General features: G+C 54.5%; 15 protein-coding genes. 7 read left to right on the forward strand and 8 right to left on the reverse strand.

Annotated features, from left to right (window positions below; genetic code table 11):
* Positions 1-43 precede the first annotated feature (43 nt).
* Together EBB_RS15130 and EBB_RS15135 are read right to left on the reverse strand one after the other, a co-directional pair.
* The gene (locus tag EBB_RS15130; protein ID WP_192394597.1) at positions 44-1,531 is read right to left on the reverse strand and encodes a DcaP family trimeric outer membrane transporter; all 1,488 of its coding nucleotides are present in this window, start codon (positions 1,529-1,531) and stop codon (positions 44-46) included.
* A gap of 3 nt (positions 1,532-1,534) precedes the next feature.
* Positions 1,535-2,008: a cytochrome c gene (locus tag EBB_RS15135; protein WP_192394598.1), complete on the reverse strand. Its 474-nt coding sequence runs from the start codon at positions 2,006-2,008 to the stop codon at positions 1,535-1,537.
* A 167-nt stretch (positions 2,009-2,175) separates the two neighbouring features.
* Between EBB_RS15135 and glnE the strand changes: the two genes are divergently transcribed.
* The 3 genes from glnE (at position 2,176) to EBB_RS15150 (ending at position 7,495) form a co-directional block, all read left to right on the forward strand.
* Positions 2,176-5,049 (forward strand): bifunctional [glutamate--ammonia ligase]-adenylyl-L-tyrosine phosphorylase/[glutamate--ammonia-ligase] adenylyltransferase, encoded by a 2,874-nt coding sequence (gene glnE, locus EBB_RS15140; RefSeq protein WP_192394599.1) that lies wholly within the window; start codon positions 2,176-2,178, stop codon positions 5,047-5,049.
* Positions 5,050-5,113: 64 nt separating this feature from the next.
* Positions 5,114-5,746: a ribonuclease T2 family protein gene (locus EBB_RS15145; protein ID WP_192394600.1), complete on the forward strand. Its 633-nt coding sequence runs from the start codon at positions 5,114-5,116 to the stop codon at positions 5,744-5,746.
* A gap of 99 nt (positions 5,747-5,845) precedes the next feature.
* On the forward strand, positions 5,846-7,495 hold the full coding sequence (locus tag EBB_RS15150; RefSeq protein ID WP_192394601.1) for a phospholipase D-like domain-containing protein: 1,650 nt from the start codon (positions 5,846-5,848) through the stop codon (positions 7,493-7,495).
* Between the two features lie 103 nt (positions 7,496-7,598).
* Here the strand turns inward: EBB_RS15150 and EBB_RS15155 are convergent, their stop codons facing one another.
* The gene (locus EBB_RS15155; protein ID WP_192394602.1) at positions 7,599-8,477 is read right to left on the reverse strand and encodes a TIR domain-containing protein; all 879 of its coding nucleotides are present in this window, start codon (positions 8,475-8,477) and stop codon (positions 7,599-7,601) included.
* Between the two features lie 387 nt (positions 8,478-8,864).
* Between EBB_RS15155 and EBB_RS15160 the strand changes: the two genes are divergently transcribed.
* The 4 genes from EBB_RS15160 (at position 8,865) to EBB_RS15175 (ending at position 14,742) form a co-directional block, all read left to right on the forward strand.
* The gene (locus EBB_RS15160; RefSeq protein WP_192394603.1) at positions 8,865-10,073 is read left to right on the forward strand and encodes an efflux RND transporter periplasmic adaptor subunit; all 1,209 of its coding nucleotides are present in this window, start codon (positions 8,865-8,867) and stop codon (positions 10,071-10,073) included.
* Positions 10,070-12,004 (forward strand): MacB family efflux pump subunit, encoded by a 1,935-nt coding sequence (locus EBB_RS15165; protein WP_192394604.1) that lies wholly within the window; start codon positions 10,070-10,072, stop codon positions 12,002-12,004. The genes EBB_RS15160 and EBB_RS15165 overlap by 4 nt, the downstream gene beginning before the upstream one ends.
* Before the next feature lie 2 nt (positions 12,005-12,006).
* The gene (locus EBB_RS15170; protein ID WP_225587461.1) at positions 12,007-13,395 is read left to right on the forward strand and encodes an efflux transporter outer membrane subunit; all 1,389 of its coding nucleotides are present in this window, start codon (positions 12,007-12,009) and stop codon (positions 13,393-13,395) included.
* Positions 13,396-13,683: 288 nt separating this feature from the next.
* Positions 13,684-14,742 carry an Ntn hydrolase family protein gene (locus EBB_RS15175; RefSeq protein ID WP_192394606.1) on the forward strand — a complete coding sequence of 353 codons (1,059 nt, stop codon included), beginning with the start codon at positions 13,684-13,686 and terminating at the stop codon, positions 14,740-14,742.
* A gap of 49 nt (positions 14,743-14,791) precedes the next feature.
* Here the strand turns inward: EBB_RS15175 and EBB_RS15180 are convergent, their stop codons facing one another.
* The 5 genes from EBB_RS15180 to EBB_RS15200 all read right to left on the reverse strand — a co-directional run bounded on the left by EBB_RS15180 (position 14,792) and on the right by EBB_RS15200 (position 18,637).
* Positions 14,792-15,778 (reverse strand): IS110 family RNA-guided transposase, encoded by a 987-nt coding sequence (locus EBB_RS15180; RefSeq protein ID WP_192392300.1) that lies wholly within the window; start codon positions 15,776-15,778, stop codon positions 14,792-14,794.
* 646 nt (positions 15,779-16,424) lie between these two features.
* The gene (locus EBB_RS15185) at positions 16,425-16,955 is read right to left on the reverse strand and encodes an REP-associated tyrosine transposase (RefSeq protein WP_192394607.1); all 531 of its coding nucleotides are present in this window, start codon (positions 16,953-16,955) and stop codon (positions 16,425-16,427) included.
* A gap of 58 nt (positions 16,956-17,013) precedes the next feature.
* Positions 17,014-17,196, reverse strand: coding sequence for a hypothetical protein (locus tag EBB_RS15190; protein WP_192394608.1), 183 nt, complete (start codon positions 17,194-17,196; stop codon positions 17,014-17,016).
* A 59-nt stretch (positions 17,197-17,255) separates the two neighbouring features.
* Positions 17,256-17,801 carry a uracil-DNA glycosylase family protein gene (locus tag EBB_RS15195; RefSeq protein WP_192395046.1) on the reverse strand — a complete coding sequence of 182 codons (546 nt, stop codon included), beginning with the start codon at positions 17,799-17,801 and terminating at the stop codon, positions 17,256-17,258.
* Positions 17,802-17,872: 71 nt separating this feature from the next.
* Positions 17,873-18,637, reverse strand: a complete 765-nt coding sequence (locus EBB_RS15200) for an exodeoxyribonuclease III (RefSeq protein WP_192394609.1) — start codon at positions 18,635-18,637, stop codon at positions 17,873-17,875.
* Between the last annotated feature and the right edge of the window lie 21 nt (positions 18,638-18,658).

Genomic DNA, 18,658 nt, shown 5'->3' on the forward strand with positions numbered 1-18,658 from the left:
TATCGGCTTCCGCCCAGCCCATTGGAATTTGTTGCCGCCAAGCTCAAAAACTATATTTGGCTGAAAACTGCACCCGCTGTAACACACCATCCCGGCCATCTATCAATTCGCGCGTCGCATAAGTATATTCCACACCAAACATGGCCTGGCTGACCGGGCTCCAGAGCAAATTGGCATGCACGGACTGCACTTGGCGGCTCAGCACCGTATTCGCGTAACTGGGGTAATCCGCCTGCGCAAAACCATAGGTGACATTCGACCGCCATTGCTTATCCCACCAATGCTGATAAGACAACATGCCGCCGTAGGCATTGACCAGCTCGATAGCGCCGTGTTGATCGAGCGCCGCGTCGGCGAAGGTGTTATTGGTAGACACGTAGCGCCCGTCACCTTTGCCGTAATGCGCCATAAAGCGCATATTATCCAAACCGAAGGTACTTATCCGTCCGGCCAAATTAACCCCGCCACCCCACTCCGCTTGTCGATAACCGGTCGTGCCATTGGTATAGCGCAACTGTCTGCCGACTGCCGCCAAAGACACATTGCCCCAATCCGGATTTAGGTTAAGCCTAGCTATCATGTCTGGATAGCGATCGGCGTTGGGCGTCGTGTAATAAGCCGCATCCAGATTGGGATTAGCGCTTTTACTGGAAGAAGTCTCCAGCGCGGAATCGACCCATAAACGACTGCGCGGCGCCTCCAATGCCACTTGCCACTCCATCGGCGTATCCAGCCAATTAAACGGCTCGCTCCAGCGCACCAAAGGATCGCGCAGACTGCTGACAGCGCCAGCAGAGCCACCCACATCCAAAGTATCCGGCAATGCGGATACATTGAGAAAGGTGGTCCAGGTTTGTCCGGCCAGAAAATGACCAATCGAGCCATAGGCGTGGCGCAAACGCGGCGTGTAAGTGTAGGTTGCCGGATCACCGTAAAAGTCAAACTCGATATAGGTGTTGATGTCGCCCCAGTCACTAGTCGGCGTAAACGATTTGAACCACAAGCGGCTTTCTTTGCCGTGAAAGGTAATTTGCCCACGTTCACCGGCCGCACCCACCGGGATTTGCGCCATCGCCAACTGCTGATCGCCCAGCCTGTCCCGCCCGGCGCTGACGCTGTTAAACAAGGTATCCATTTTCACAAATCCGCCCAAACCCACCGACGTGTCGGTGCCGGGAATTTTAAACGTGCCTTTCACATCGCCAACCGTCACCACCGGTTTCTCTTTGGCTTTATCGCTCACCGAAGCGGAGCCGGTGCCCCCCGTCGCTACCGTTGTCGGTGACGCCGCCGCTTGCACCGTATTGCTGACCGGAGCCTTGCCGGCGGCAACTTGCTCGGCGCGGACATGCTGTAACTCCTGCTCAAGCTGTTCAATCCTGGAATTGGAACGCTCAACCTGACTCTGCAATTGAGTGACTTGCTGACTCAAGGCTTTCAGCAAAGCCTTGATGTCTTCGTCGGCAGCTTGCGCGGGATTGACTATCCAACAGCACGGCAACATGAGACATAGTTGTAGAAATTTGCTCATCCTCTAGCTCCCCAGTTTTCTGAATAAGGCATGACAAGAGGTACAGGTGGTGTTGATTTCATGCAAGCTATCCGGAATGGCGTCTATATGATTTTGCTCGGCAAGCTGCTGCAATTGGCGCATCTCTTCGCGCAGCTTGCCGGCCAAGGCCAGAAACGTGGTTTGTTCGGCCGCGTTTAACTGCAAACCGGGCATACGGGCAATCATGATCTCGACAGTAGCCGCCAAATCCCGCGCTGCTTCGCCGATTTGCCGTGAATATTTACGGCGCTCCACGTCTAGTTGCTGTTCGGTCATAAACCGCTCCTGCATCAGGCTATTCATCCGGTCCATCAATTCATGCAAGCGCTTGTCCCGCACCGCATGCAAGGCCGGCTGGCCGGTTTGGCGGCGCCCACCCTCCAAATTCGCATACTGATTATTTTGGCTACAAGCGCTCAACATCAATAGTATTGCGGCTAGATACAGGGTTTTCATGCGTTGCGCTCCGATTCGATCAATCTGAAAGATGCAGCGCTCAGCCGCATCATGGCCTAGCTTAAGTTTACCCGATTCCTGTAAGGATATTTTTTCAGCCGCCATCTAGGGTAGCGTTCGCAGTTTAGGTATCATGCTGCTTCCGTTCTTCCGACAGGATCCCGCCTATGTCACTTTTCGATTCGCTGTCCCAGCACACGGTATTGTTGCCGGATGAACTGCGGACCTTGGCCTCCGACTTTTGCACGCAGCTCGACGAAAAGCTTAGCCCGGAGCAACGCCACGTTTTCGACAACGCCGTATTTTCCGCCTCGGTGCTAAAAGTCTGTGTTTGCAGCCAATTTATCAGCGAAAGCTGGCTGCGCCATCCCGATCTGATTCCGGATCTGGTGACATCCACCGATCTATTCGCCCCTCTGCGCCGCGCCGATTATGCCGCCGCATTGCAACAGAGCGGCAATGCCGACGGCGAACCTGCCCTGGCCAGGCAATTACGCATATTCCGCCGCCGGGAGATGATCAGAATCGCCTGGCGCGACCTGGCCGGCTGGTCCGATCTGGACGAAACGCTGTCGGATTTAACCGCCTTGGCCGAGACCTGCATCCAAACCGCGCTGGATTTTTTATACCGGCAGGCGTGCATGCGCTGGGGCACACCGACGCTGGCCGACGGCACACCCTTTAATATCGTGGTGCTGGGCATGGGCAAACTCGGCGCCTGGGAGCTGAATTATTCCTCCGACATCGACTTGATTTTTGCTTACGCCGAGGATGGCGTCCTCACCGAGAAAAAAGAAATCAGTTACGGCGAGTTCTTCACCCGCATCTGCCGTTCCTTGGTGAAAATGCTGGACGAAATCACGGTGGACGGTTTTGTGTTCCGCACCGACGTGCGCTTGCGGCCATTTGGCGACAGCGGCCCGTTGATCATGAATTTCGACGGCATGGAGCATTACTACCTGACCCAAGCCAGGGAATGGGAACGCTATGCCATGATCAAGGCCCGGCAAGTAGCCGGCGACTTCAATACCGGCAAACACCTGGCCGCGTTAATCAAACCGTTTGTGTATCGCCGCTATCTGGATTACGGCGCGTTTGAGGAACTGCGCTCGTTAAAATTCCAAATTGCCCAGGAACTGAAACGCCGCGACCGCGCCGACAATGTCAAACTCGGCCCCGGCGGCATCCGTGAGGTAGAGTTCATCGGCCAAGCCTTTCAATTAATCCGCGGCGGCCAGGACATCGCCTTGCAGCAACGTGAAATCCAAACCATCCTCAGCGTGCTAGAGGAGTTGGGGTTGATGATGGTCGAGGATGTGGCGAGCTTAGAATTTGCCTACCGGTTTTTGCGGCGCGTGGAAAACCACATCCAGCAATACCAGGACAAACAAACCCACGACCTCCCCGCTAATCCGCTGGTGCAACAAATTCTGGCCTATTCGCTGGACTTTGAGGATTGGAGCGCGTTCAAAGCCGAACTGGACCAGGTGCGCGAATCGGTGCAGGACATTTTCGAGCAGGTGTTTTCGCTCAGCGAACAGGACAACAAACAACAAAGCGCGCGCTTGATCTGGACCAGCCCCGCCGATAACGAACTAGCGCTGGAAGCCCTAGCCGACTATGGCTTTGCCGATCCGCTGAACACCCAAAAAGCCCTCGTCGATTTTAAAGAATCCCATGCAATTAAACGCATGACCAGCAAGGGCGCCGGGGTGTTGGACCGGTTAATCCCGCAACTGATAGAACAAGTGGCAAACAGCGAAAAAAGCGATGCGACCTTGCTGCGCATTCTGGATTTATTCGAAGCCGTGGCCGGCCGCAACGTGTATCTGGCCTTGCTGGCCGAAAATCCGGACGCGCTGAATCAGCTGATCAAACTGGCCGCAGCCAGTCCGTGGATTTGCGAATATCTGTCGCTGTATCCGATTTTGTTCGACGAATTGCTGGATACCCGTTCGCTGTACGACCCGCTGCAAAAGCAGGCCTTGCGCGAGGACTTGCAGCGCGAACTGGCCCGCGTCGATACCCAGGACAGCGAACAACTGATGATTGCGCTGCGCCAGTTCAAGCATCTGAACGTGTTGCGGGTGGCCGCCGCCGACATCATGGGCGTGATACCGGTGATGATCGTCAGCGATTACCTGACCTGGACGGCCGAAGCCATTCTGGAGCAGGTGTTGCAATGCGCCTGGCATATGCTGGACAGCAAGCATGGCCACCCGCCCGGCACCGGCCCCGATCCGCAAAACTTTGCGATCATTGCCTTCGGTAAATTCGGCGGCATCGAACTGGGCTATGGCTCCGATCTGGATTTGGTATTTTTATACGCCTGCGCCGACGGCGATGCGCAAACCAACGGCGAAAAACCGATCAATTCCGGCCAGTTTTATTTACGCCTGGGCCAAAAAATCCGCCACATTCTGGATACCAAAATGCTGTCCGGCATCCTCTACGAAGCGGACTTACGCTTGCGGCCCAACGGCGATTCCGGTTTGCTGGTCACTCACATAGACCATTACGAAGCCTATTTAAAAAACGAAGCCTGGACCTGGGAACACCAAGCCTTGGTACGCGGCCGTTTCGTGGCCGGCGACGAAAACTTAAAACACAGCTACGAAGCGATTCGCGGCCGGATTTTAGCCTTACCGCGAGACCGCGAAGAACTGAAAACCCAAGTGCGGGAGATGCGCGAAAAAATGCGCGACAACCTGGCCCCCAAAGACCGGTCGGTATTCGATCTGAAACAAAGCCAGGGCGGCATCGCCGACATCGAGTTTATCGTCCAGTTCGGCGTACTCGCCGAAACCGCGCAGCAGCCCAGTCTGGCGACTTACACCGACAACGTCCGCCTGCTGGAAGGTCTGCAGCAGCACGGTTTTATCTCGCCAGCCGATGCCGCCTTGCTAAAACAAGCCTATTGCGCCTACCGCGATTACGGCCATCATCAAGTGTTGCAAGGCCTGAGCGCCACCGCGCACGGCGACGAGTTTCAAGAACTGCGCAAGGAAGTGGAGCGGATTTGGCAGCAGTTTATGCTCTGAATTTTGACCTAAAAAATGTAGACAGCGAATTTATCGCCCTAAACTCTAACATCTGGAGCAATTTATGAAAATTTGCTTACTGCTGTGTTTGGCAGCGTTCTCGACCGGCCTGGCCGCCAACGGCAAACCCGGCAAGTTTGACGCTTATGTACTGGCCTTATCCTGGTCGCCCACCTATTGCGAGGAACAGCCCAAAGACCGCGAACAGTGCGGCAAGAAACTGGGTTTGGTGCTGCATGGTCTATGGCCGCAATACAGCGTCGGCTATCCAAGCTTTTGCACCAAGGAAGCCTACGCGCCTAGCCAAGCCCAAGCGTTTCCGGAGCTTTATCCGTCCGAATTTCTATTCGAACACGAATGGGAAAAACACGGCACCTGCTCCGGCCTGACCCAAGCCGGCTATTTTCAATTATCGCAAGCACTGAAAAGCAAAGTCGCCATCCCGGAGGCCTATCAGCGGCCGCAAAAACCTTTCCGAACCACAGCGGACGGTTTGAAAAGCGACTTTACCGAGGCCAACCCCTGGCTGAAAGAGCAAGCCATCGCCCCCTTTTGTAGCGGCGGCGGACGGTTTTTCAAGGAAATATTCGTGTGTCTGGATAAGAACGGCGCGACCGCTAGTTGCAGCGCCGACGTGGTGAAAAGTGCGGCGAAATCTTGCGGGCAAAAGGATTTTTTGGTGCGGAATATTAAATAGCTGCGCTGGCTTACAGCGACTTCTTGACGCTTGCCAGCCTCGCAACCGAGGGTTAACAGACCTAAACTTGTCATCCACTCTATCTAAACGGAGACGGCCATGCGTAGCGAGATCAATATCAGCCCCAAGGGTTTGCAAGTCAGAGCGATTGCCGGCACCTACGTGGTGCTGTTGGCATTTACCTGCCCAAAAGCCTATTGCAGCGGCTTAAGCGGCTTTGGTATCCGCCGTGAAGATCATGAAAGCGGCGAAGTGACTTGGCTGCGCGGCTTAAAGCGCTTCGATCTACCCGGCGACGACGGTTACAGCGTCAGCAGCCGTCATCACCCGATCCAAAAATTCCATTGGGGTGACTACACCGCCAAGCCGGGGCGCAGTTACACCTACACCGTTCATGCCCTGACCGGCAAACCGGGCGCATTAGAGACTTTCGATTCGGTTGCCGTGCAAGTCAATAGCGAACAACCCGCCGCCATCGGCAGCCACGGTCATGCTGTGCATTTTAATCGTAGCGCGGCCGCCAGCCAGGCGTTTGCATCGCGCTTTCCACATTTACCGGCCGGCGAGATTGTCGATGAAAACGCCCGCCGCTGGCTGTCGCGCGGGCTGGAAGAAGCGCTGATCGCCTATATCGACGCAGCCAAAGCCAAACAGGGCTTACATTTATTTTTGTACGAATTTGCCAAAGACGCGTTTTTCGAGGCTTTAAAACGCGCCAAGCTACGCAAGGTTAAATTGGAAATTCTTTACGACGGCTTGCTGGACGCCAAAGGCGACGGCCCCTCGCTGGAGGCGCTACCGCAGATCAAAAAATACGGTTTAAAAAGCGTCTGCAAAGCCCGCACCGGTGCCGGCTTGAATATCTCGCATAACAAATTCATCGTACTGAGCAACGGTAAAGGCAAGCCGCTGTCGGTATGGACCGGCTCGACCAATTTCACCGATGGCGCGATTTACGGGCAATCCAACGTCGGCCACGTCATCAGCGATGCCGCAGTCGCCAAACAATATTTCGATTGGCATCAAGCCGTCTGGAAAAATCCGAGTTTGCCCGGCGCCGACTCACGGAAACTGGTGATGAGCTTAACCCAACCGCCGACCACGACCGCGGCCGGTTCGCATTTGGTGCTAAGCCCGCGCAAATCCACCGAAGCCGTCAGCGCATGCGCGGAATGGGTAACGGCAAGCAAACGCCTGATCTGTTTTACCGCGCCGTTTGCCATGCACGACGACCTGGAAGCGGCCCTGGCCGCAGCGCCGGCTCACGTCTTGGGCTTATTGAACACTCGCAACGTCGTCGGTAAAGCCTTGCACGACGCGCCCAACACCCAATTGGCAGCCAGTGCCGCCATAGATGAAAAATCCATTTTGGAACAATGGCAAGGCCGACTGCTGGCCGAATCCAAACATCATTCCGGTGTGCATGTGCATACCAAAATCCTGCTGGTAGATCCGCTCTCCGACAAGCCCTTGGTCGTCACCGGCTCGGCCAACTTCAGCACCAATTCCTGCCGTTACAACGACGAAAACCAGCTATTCATCATCGGCGATACTGCTGTCGCCGATGTCTATTTGGGCGAGTTCATGCGTATGTTCGATCATTACTATTTTCGCGACTATGTCAGCTGGACTGCCAAGCAAAAGAAAACCGATCCCAAGGCCGGCTTTCTGGACGCTACCGATCAATGGGCTTTGCGTTTTTTCGACGGCGGCGAGCGCGAGGCGGCGAGGTTGGCGTTTTTTGGTTGAGTTGGAAACGTACGTAGCGAACCAATGGGTTGGAAGTGTTGGTTTCAGTTCGGCCAATACCGGTCGGACGAGATTTATTTCTGAATGCCTGGTAAGTGCATGATTAGCTCTCCTTGCGGAGTAGTCGTATACGTTCCAATACAAATTGGGAACTTTGCTCAGCGGGAAATCTTGCCATGTCGACGTACCCATCATGCGCAAAGACTCCAGGGATAGAAGCATCATCCGCTCTAAAAAACATGACGGTTTCATCGCTACGGCTATTGATAAAACTTCGCACAGCTCGCCATTCTATGCCGCACCACATCTTCGTCTCGTAGTCCTTTGAAAGAAACACAACAATAAGGTCCGAATTTTTCAGATAGACGGTCTGAAGCAAGGTATCGAGGTTGGGACGTGCAAGCTGAGCTACAAAATCGTTATCGTAAAATACCGACCCTGGAGGAAGAGTCGCCTTAATAGCATTTGAAACTTGCTCAACGTATTCGCGCAGTTCACCTGGAAACGAAAATGCAACCTTGAACTTCATTTCCTCCAGCCGACCGACAGGCGCACCCTCGTTAGCCAGAGCTGGTGACACCAATCCATTAGTGCTGAGTAATCCAAGTAGATCAACCCTTTTTAATGCCCAATGAGTCCTGTACTGCTCACCCCGAAACTCATCAATTTGCAGCTGACTCGCAAGCTCCTTTATTCTTTCTCCTGGAACAGGATCGATATCTTGATCAAATTCATACTCGATATATATAGAATTCCCGCGTTCTTTTATGTCTCTTATATATCCAACAAGCGCAGTCTTCTCATATTGCTCGTAAAGAAATAATGCGGGATATGATTTGAGATCAGCAACCACTTTTGTTGATAGGTCGCCATGAGCATCGCGCATGCTCTCAACCGTATACTCAAGAAACCTGCTTCTAGGGAACTCGTAGGCGGGCAAATCCCAGGCGGTGTCATTCCCACTAACTAAAAGGTTGTACATAGTTCTCCATCAGAGCTAACAATGAATTAGATGATTACATCATATCTTTCGAAAAAATGATCTTCACGAAGTAACTGGGACCGTTATAGTTCCTAATTGCAGTCATTCAATCAGATGTAGTGAAAGTCCGTAACCGTTCGACTGCGTCTACTTCCCTACTCCCTCGACACCAACCAAAATCCGATACCCCATCTTTACCAAGCTTTACCTTCCCAGTATTGCCAAGCCCGATACCAAAGCATAAACTCCCCGCAGACTTGGCGGGCGGCTGGAGCTAGCGTTCCGGCATCCCACCAAGCCATATCCTGCTATCCGCTGTCGAAGCCATCGCCACTACTGCCGGTCGGGAAACTATCCGTCATCCTCAAGTAGACATACATTATTGCCATGCCGCAATCGCTCGATTCCTCCCCAAACCGCCGGCGTCTGCGCTGGCTTGCCCTATTTTTAATTGCTATCGCGGTCGCCGTCGGCGGCTGGTATTTTGCCAAGCAACCGAAACGCGCCGATCAAGCCAAAGCCGATACGGTAGAAGTGACGCTGGGCGATCTGGAAGAAAACGTCACCGCCCAAGGCAAGCTGGAGCCCAAGGAATACGTGGATGTCGGCGCCCAGGTCACCGGCCAGTTGCAAAAGATTTACGTCAAGATCGGCGATAACGTCCAGGCCGGCGAATTGCTGGCGCAGATCGACCCACGCATTTACGCGGCCCGCGTTGCTGCCGACGAGGCCAATATCAAAAACTTGCAGGCGCAACAGGCCGGCCAGCAAGCGCAAGTGGTGTTTGCCCAGCAACAATACGACCGCAACCGCGAGTTGCTGCAAAGTAAAGGTATCAGCGTTCAGGACTTTCAAAACAGCGAGTTCACCTTAAAAAACGCCAAAGCCACCGCCGAGTCGCTGCAAGCGCAGATCGAGCAAGTGCAATCGACTTTAAACGGTGACAAAACCAATCTGGGTTTCACCAAAATCTTCGCCTCGATGGACGGCACCATGGTCGATCAAAAGGCCCGCGAAGGCCAGACTTTGAACGCCAACCAAACCACCCCAACCATTCTGCAACTGGCCAAACTGGATACGATGACAGTGCGCGCTCAAGTCGCGGAGGCCGACGTGATGCGCTTGCGTTCCGACATGCCGGTGTATTTCACCACGCTGGGCTCCGGCGAGCGGCGTTGGCAAGGCACGGTGCGGCAGATTTTGCCGACGCCGGAAGTGATCAGTAACGTGGTGCTGTACAACGTGCTGGTCGATGTCGATAACCGCGACCGGCAACTGATGACCGGCATGAGCACCCAGATGTTTTTTGTGCTGGGCAAGGCCGAGCAAGTGCCGCTGATTCCTGTGAACACATTGGGCCCACGTCAGCGTAAGGAAGATCAAGGAAACGGCCATGCTTATCAAGTGAAAGTCGTTACAGAACGAGGCGTGCAAGACAAAGTTGTGCAAATTGGTTTAAGAACCCGCCGTTTTGCCCAAGTGCTGGATGGCCTGGCCGTCGGCGACAAACTACAAATCAACGCCGGCATGGACGATAAGGCCAAAAGCCGCAAAAACAATCAAGGCTACCCCGGCGCCGGAGTACCCAGACTATGAGCGTCCTACCCCTGCTGCAACTTGAGCATATTCAACGCTTTTACCCCAACGGCGACGCCATCGTCCGCGCGCTGGACGACGTCTCGCTGAGCATTTGGCCAGGCGAATTTGTGGCCATCATCGGCCAGTCCGGTTCCGGCAAATCGACATTAATGAACCTGATCGGCTGCCTGGACAAAGCCGATGTCGGCAGCTACCAAGTGCTGGGGCAAAATGTCGCAGATTTAGACCCGGACCAACTGGCTGAGCTGCGCCGGGAAAGCTTTGGCTTTGTTTTCCAACGCTACAACCTGTTGAATACCGCGACCGCCGCCGAAAATGTGGAGATTCCGGCCTTGTACGCCGGTCTGCCCAAAGCCGAGCGCCAGCAACGCGCCTTGCAATTACTAGGCAAGTTGGGCTTGGCTGAGCGTAGCGGCCATAAACCCATGCAACTGTCCGGCGGCCAACAGCAACGGGTTGCCATTGCCCGCGCCTTGATGAACGATCCACCGGTCATCCTGGCCGACGAACCCACCGGCGCTCTGGACAGCCAAAGCGGCACAGAAGTGATGGCCTTATTGAAAGCCTTGCATCAGGAAGGCCGCACCATTTTATTGATCACCCACGACGACAAAGTCGCCGCCCACGCCCAGCGTGTCATTCACATCGCCGATGGCAAAATCGTCAGCGACGGCATCGCCAATCAAAGCGGACAGCGATTGCCCCCGCCCCAGCACCGTGGCATCGGCGCGGCTGGGTTGCTCGCCGAACTGGGCGAAGCCGCCAAAACCGCGCTGCGTTCATTACGCGCCAATTTATTTCGTACCGCCCTCACCTTGCTGGGCATTGTGATCGGCGTCGCCGCGGTGGTGACGATGCTGGCGGTCGGCCAGGGCAGCCAGGAAAAAGTGCTGGATCAGATGCGGGCGATGGGCACCAACACCTTGTCCATTCGCCCCGGCCTGACCGGCTTTCGCGGCGGCGACGTGGCGACGCTAACGCTGGCCGACGCCGACGCCATTGCCGAGCTGGACAATGTCGAATCGGCCTCGCCGGAACGCAACAGCCGTTTGACGGTGCGTTATGGTTCGATTGATTATTCAACCAGTGTGCAAGGCGTTGCGCCCAGCATGCCCTCGGTGCGCGACTGGCCGGTCGGCAGCGGCGACTTCTTCGACGAACGCGACCAACGCCGCTATGCGCCGGTGATGGTGCTGGGCGAAACGGTGCGCAAACTGCTGTTTGTGGAAGGCGAAGACCCTATCGGCCGCTTTGTGATGATAGGCAATATTCCGTTTGAAGTGATCGGCGTGATGTCACCCAAAGGCGCCGATGCGACGGGAAGCGACCGCGACGATGGTGTGTTCGTGCCGATCAGCACCGGTTTGATTCGGCTGTTTGGGCAGAAATATCTGGGCGGCATCGCCGTCAAGGTCCGCGATTTAAGCCAAATCGACGCTACTCAACAAGCCATCAGCGACTTGTTGATCGCCCGCCACCAGACCGAGGATTTTCGCATCCGCAACATGGCCTCCATCATCGAATCGGCCACCGAAACCCAAAATACCTTTACCCTGATGCTGGGCATCGTCGCCGCCATTTCCTTGCTGGTCGGCGGCATTGGCGTGATGAACATCATGCTGGTCAGCGTCACTGAGCGTACCCGGGAGATTGGTATCCGCATCGCCACCGGCGCCCGCCGCCGCGACATTTTGCTGCAATTTAATACAGAGGCCGCCGTGGTCTGCACCCTGGGCGGGCTGATGGGCGTATTGCTGGGCTTTGCCGCCGGCTATGTGCTGAAGTATTTTGACATGGCGGTATTGTTCTCGCCGCTACCGGCGATATTGGCCTTCTCCTGCGCCTTCGGCACCGGCTTGCTGTTTGGTTATTTACCGGCCCGCAAAGCTGCTCATCTGGACCCGGTCGTGGCCTTGGCGGCGGAATGAGGATGCATCATCCCGCTCGCTTGTTAATAGCCAGTTTGCTGAGCGTCTCGGCCGGCTGCAATTTACTGACCGAATACCAACGCCCCGTCGTGGAAACCCCTGCGCAATGGAGGGAGGCCGAACAAGCCAACACCACCAACATCAATCCGCAATGGTGGCAGGCGTTTGCCAGCGAACAGTTAAACCGGCTGATGGCCGACGCGCTAGCCTATAACAACGACTTGAACGCCGCCCGCCAGCGGATCGAACAAGCCCGCGCCCAGGCCCGCATCGCCGGTGCCGGACTGTGGCCAGCCGCGACCCTGAACGGCGATTTTACCGACACCCGCAACAACGCCAGCGACACCCAAAAAACCAGCGGTCAGTTGGACATTGCTTACGAAGTGGATTTGTGGGGCGCCAACCGAGCCCGGCGCGATGCCGGCAGCGCGCGGCTGCTCAGCCAGGTGTTCGCCCGCGATGCCTTACAATTGGTGGTGATGGCCGATGTCGGCCAGGCCTACTTCAATTTGCTGGCCATTATGGAGCGGCGGCAAATCGCCAGCGACTTTTTGGATACGGTTACTGCGATTTTGACCATCGTCGAAGCCCGGCAGCGGGCCGGCGCCGCTTACGAGCTGGAAGTGGCGCAGCAACGCACCGCCCAAGCCAACGCCCGCGCCAACCTTGATTTACTGACGCAACAGCAAAACCTGGCGGCAAACACCCTGGCTATTTTGCTGGGCCATCCGCCGCAACATCTAGTGCTGGCGCCAGCGCAATTCGCCACACTAAGCGTACCGGCAATCGCCGCAGAGCAACCGGCCTCGCTGTTGCAACGTCGGCCCGACATCGGCCAGTTAGAGATGGAGTTGATCGCCGCCAATGCCGACATCGCCGTGGCCCGTGCGGCGTTTTATCCCAAACTGCAACTCAGCCTGAGCAGCGTGCTATCCAATCCGCAACCGGCCGGCGTCGCGGCCAGTCTGGCGGCCGGCCTGACCCAACCTTTGTTCCAGGGCGGCCGCCTGGAAGGCGCCCTGGGCAACGCCCTGGCAACGAATGCCGAATTGGTGGAAAACTACCGGAAAACCGTATTGACCGCCTTCAAGGAAGTCGAAGACGCGGCCACCATCTACGCCAATTCCAGCCGCCGCCTGCAAGCCCTGCAACACGCCGCCGCCCAAGCCAAACTGGCCTACGACATCTCGCAAAACCGCTACCGGCTCGGCGCAGTCGATTACCAGGCCCTACTTAACACGCAAAGCAGCTACCTGACCACCGAAAACAGCCGGGTACAAGCCAGATTGGACGTGCTGGTCGCCCAAGTGCAGATGTATAAGGCGCTGGGGGGTGGTTGGGCGTTGAGTGAGCAGAATACGGATTTGTCGGCTGTGGGGCCGGGGCCATAACCAGATGGGAATGCGGCGCGATGCCCTCTGGTTATTTTGCCCTAAGGGGGTTACGGTTTAAAAGTCTTGAGGGAATGACTTTGCCGTTAGGCCACTGCATAATACGGTTGTCGAAAAGACTGGCATCCCGTGTTTGACGGATTTATCCAGGGAATTAGGATCGGCTAAATTTTGATAACAGATTGAAAAAACCATGATTTTTTTAAAAAAGGATTAGACCGCTGTTTGATGCAATGTTTTGCGTCATTTATGATGGCTAATTCTAGTTATGTTGCTTGAGGTTAAGTCATGACGTACTGTCTAGGATGGAAATATGGCGGTTCCGTCTATCTGATCGCAGATAGCGCTGCCACGGGATTTGCGCATCCGCATGCGGCACGTTCCAGCTTCGATGAATTACACGACAGCGTAAGAGGCGAATTCGTCCAAGAATCTTTGTTGAAGCTGGTTAGGCTTAGCGATAAGCGTGCTGCCACGTACTCTGGCGATGTGGCAATAGCCACCGATTTGCTTTCAATCCTGAAGCAGCGCTGCGAATACGGAGACAGTATTCAGATTGCCTTAACCTCGGCTGCAGCCAGCGTTGGTCCGTTCACTTCGGAAAGACCGGTTTCTCTTCTCATCGCTGAACATGGGGAGCAAGGGCCTAGCCTGAAGCTTTGGCACTCAGTTCAACCTGGCGACATTAGCGAAGTTGCTATCGGCGAAATTGGCAGTCTACAAACCTACCATTCGGATTTCGCAAAGACTGCTTTGTCGTTGCTGTGCAGAGGTAATATTGAAGAGAGGCGCCTGCTTCCAATCGTGAGCGCTGTCGTCCAGACATACGGGGTCCACGACAACCTCATTCAACAAAACATCGGTGGATTGATATTCGGCCTTCAGGTGTGTTCCGAGGGTGTTGTGTGGCAGGAAGACACCAATTACTTTCTGTATCCGGACACCATATCACCGCTGACATATGTATCGGCATTCGCCCGTGATGATGTCGTAGTTGTAAATTCGTCAGTAACCAATGCAACCAGTTGCTTTTCAAATTCAGTCAACACCGTAGAGATCTCCGAATGGTTTGGCAAATGGGATGGGTACATTCAATCTCATATCAACTCGAACAACTACAGATACTGGGTATTCATAAGTTCTGCAAGGAAGGTCATAACGATTGTTCGACTTGAGGATTTAACAGCGGACAATCAATATTTTTCACTCACATTCCAAGGAAATGGCAAGTTTGATTTGGGGATTAGCCCCACTCTTAGGGATGCGCTTCTCGCGCCTATTGACCCGCAGGGCCATGACGCCATTCCTTTTAGGTTGAAATTCCTTAATGGCAAACCAACTCGATAACGTGCGCGAAATCCTGGCGAAAATAGCCATGTAGATACCGTCTTAAAAGTCAACTGTGGAGAGCGTAATCGACCCGGTAAGGCTCACGAGTTTTCAAGACGCCAAAGCACAAATGCACGAGTTTGCGCATGGCGCCACCGAGAGCCGACATTTTTGATTTACCGCGTGCTTGCAAGCGCAAATAGAGTGCTTTGAGGTGCGGATTGTATTGAACGCCGACTACGGCAGCCATATAGAGGATGGCCCGCATACGGGCCGGCCCGGCTTTGGATAGTCTGGGTCGCCCTTGAATCGACGAACCGGACTGTCGCTCCACGGGCACCAACCCCAGGTAAGCGGCCAGTTGTTCGGCGGATTGAAAGCGATGATTGTGCATGACCGCTAACAAGTGATTGCTAACCTGGGGACCGACGCCGGGAATACTGATTAACAGCATCCGGTCCGCTTTCAGTTCAGGGTACTGATCGATATGGTCGTCGATGTCGATCTGGAGTTTAGCGAGTTGTGCTTCCAGGAAGGTAATAGAGTCGAGCAAGGACTGGTGAATCAGTGCCGGGGTATCGGTGGCCTGGGCTTTTTCGAGGCGGTTGCGCTCACGTTGCAAATCCTGGGCAATCGCTTCGCGGCGGGATAGCAGGGCTTGCAACGTGCGAGCTTCTGGGGTTGGAGGTGTCCAAGGCTTGGGATTCAACAACGCGCCGTAACGGGCCAACACCAGGCTATCAACGCCGTCGGTTTTGGTGCGCACACCCAGGCTGCGGCCAAAATCCTTGACCTGTGCCGGGTTCACGATAGACACCGTTACCCCTGCATCCGCTAAGGCTAAGGCGGCCTGCTCGTGGTAAACGCCCGTGCCTTCGAGAATGGCATGCAATTCTTGTGGACACACGCGTTGTTTGGCGCACCAAGTCAGCAGATCGTCGAAGCCCGTTTTGGAATTGGCAACGGATTTGGCGCGACGTTTATTGATGCAGGTGTCCAGCAACAGACTACAGTCGAGCTTGGCTTTAGAGACATCGATACCGATAAAAAACATAAGGCAACTCAGTGTGAAGAAACAAAATAAACCAACTGAGCCCACTTGCCTTGTGCATGCAGGGTCATTGCCCTTGGCTACCGTTCAGTGTCTTCGTTGGCGTCAGAAGTGAGACAGAAGGCTTAATCTACATGCCAAGGTCGAACCTTAAGGGTACGCACAAGCTCTTTCTGTCTCAGTGCCAAGGTAGCTAACCATGGCGAGAAGTAAGATACAAGGGTCATTGCCCTTGGCTACCGTTCAGTGTCTTCGTTGGCGTCAGAAGTGAGACAGAAGGCTTAATCTACATGCCAAGGTCGAACCTTAAGGGTACGCACAAGCTCTTTCTGTCTCAGTGCCAAGGTAGCTAACCATGGCGAGAAGTAAGATACAAGGGTACGCACCGCGTACCTTATTTGAACTTGAGTTATATCCAAAAACTGAAAGGTACGCGATGCGTACCCTACCTCTCAATTAACACGATAACGTGCGCTAAATCCCGGCGAAAATAGGATGCTGCCGTTAGGCGCATCGATCGCGACCGTTGCGCCTCGCATGGCTCGGCACAACCTATTTTGGACTGTTGCGAATAATGACAACGCGGGGGTTCAATGCGATAACCTTCGCTAAATAGGATGTGCCGACGCCAGGAGGCGCATCTGTCGAGTTACTCGATGCCTTTAATATCAAGCGCTTCGCTCTTCCCCCAATTTTCTTCATAAACACCCTGTTTCACAAAACGGTGGAAGCTTGAATATTGCCAATCGATTACGTTTTTTACATGGCCGTGCTTTACCGGATTCCAATGAATATAATCGACATGGCGATTGTAATCATCCTGGTCTTCGATCAAATGCGCCCACAACCGGCGTTGCCAAATACCTCGTTCGCGGCGTTTTTGACGGCTTTTTGAAATTCGTTCTCCATGGTCAATTGACCTGGAAAACCGTCCTTTCAACATATTCCATCTGACAGAGAAATCACCGTCATCGGGCGGCAATGTCCAAATACAATGCAAATGATCAGGCATGATGACGATGGCATCAATATGAAAAGGTTTGCGTTGTTTTACATAGCGAAAGACATTTCGCAATTCATCAATCTTATCAATCAGCAGTTGATTGTTTTTCCGCTCCTCAAGATTGACGGTGAAAAACCACATGGCGTTGGGTATGTAAAATCGGCGGTATTCTGTCATGGCGTAATTGTTACACTATCGATGCGCCTCCTATCGTCGGCACATCCTATAGGCTAAGTTAGTCGATTACACATACATCCAGAAATTCACCGTCAGCCGCATAAAGCGCATATTCACCATCGCCCACCACGATAACGACTTTTCCGGGATTATCGAACAGCGCAGCGTGATTTCGAAGGGCATCCGGTAGACACGGATCATCAATATCTACCAATTCTTCGCCTTCCCAATCTTCATTCATCTTTTCCCTCTCAGCTACTACGCACTAACAACAGCGTAATGCAGGTATTGCGCCCCACCTCAACCAAGCAAAATCTGCCGCCAAGCGGGATGCTCCTGAATCTCCGCCAATGCCGCTTGCAGCAAACCGACACCCGGCTCGGTCCGATGCCAGGTGGAGGCACCGGAGGGATGCGGCAGCGGGATGACATCTGTGTCGTGGCCGTGAAAATTCAAACGATGCAAGCCACCGATAACATCGCTGAGTTTATCCACCGCCAGCATTTGCTGTATCGCCAATTTGCCGACCGGGATGATCAACTTGGGCTGCAACAGTTCGACTTCCGCTTGCAGCCACCCCGCACATTGTTGGATTTCCTGCGGATTGGGTACGCGGTCGCCGCCTTTGGGATTTTTACCGGGAAAGCAGCGACACACCGCCGCCATGTACACCCGCTCCCGAAAACTGGCTTCATCTAGCCCGATCTGGGCAAACCACTTAAACAGCGTCTTACCCGCCGTCCAGGCAAACGGCCCGCCCAGCACCCCTTCTTTATCGCCGGGCGCTTGGCCGATCAGCAACACCGGCGACAATACCGACTTACCGCTGACCACCGGGCGGATCATGGCCGGACAGGAGCTACAGGCCAGCAAGGCCTGACGATGTTGCTCCAACTGGTGCTGGCGGTCGCTAACGCTCAAAGCGCCAGCTCGATGCCGACCGGGCAATGATCCGAGCCGAACACGTCCGGCAGAATGAAGGCATCGCTGATTTGCCCGAGCAGCGTCTGGCTGGTCAACACGTAATCGATCCGCCAACCGATGTTTTTTTCGCGGGCATTGGCCCGGTAGCTCCACCAACTGTAGGCCACGGTATTGGGATGCAGATGGCGGAAGCTGTCGATCAGGCCGGCAGCAACGAAATTACTGAAACCGTCGATCTCGACCTGGGTATAGCCAGCCGACTTGTTGTAGTTGGCTTTGGGGCGGGCGATGTCGATGGCTTGATGGGCGACGTTAAAATCACCGCAGGCAATCAGCGGCTTTTGGCTTTGCAGTTTTTGCATGTAGGCCAGAAATTCTTTATCCCAGGTCTGCCGGTAATCCAGCCGCGCCAGGCCGTCGCCGGAGTTGGGCACGTAGACATTTAACAAATAAAACGTTTCGAATTCGGCGACGATGACCCGGCCTTCCTGGTCGTGTTCGGCGATGCCCATGTCGTGCACTAACTGAATTGGCTCCTGCCGGCTTAATATCGCCACGCCGGAATAACCCTTGCGTTCCGCCGAGTTGGAGTACAGGTGATAGCCGTGTATATTTTCCAAAGCTTTGCTGACTTGCTCGTCTTGGGCTTTGGTTTCTTGCAGCAACACGCAGTCGGCATCGAGTTGGCTGAGCGTATCGGCAAAACCTTTATCTTGCACGGCGCGGATGCCGTTGACGTTCCAGGAGATGATTTTCATGTGGAGTTCCATTGGGATAGA

This window comes from Methylomonas fluvii (assembly GCF_014850975.1).
GTDB classification, from domain to species: Bacteria; Pseudomonadota; Gammaproteobacteria; order Methylococcales; family Methylomonadaceae; genus Methylomonas; species Methylomonas fluvii.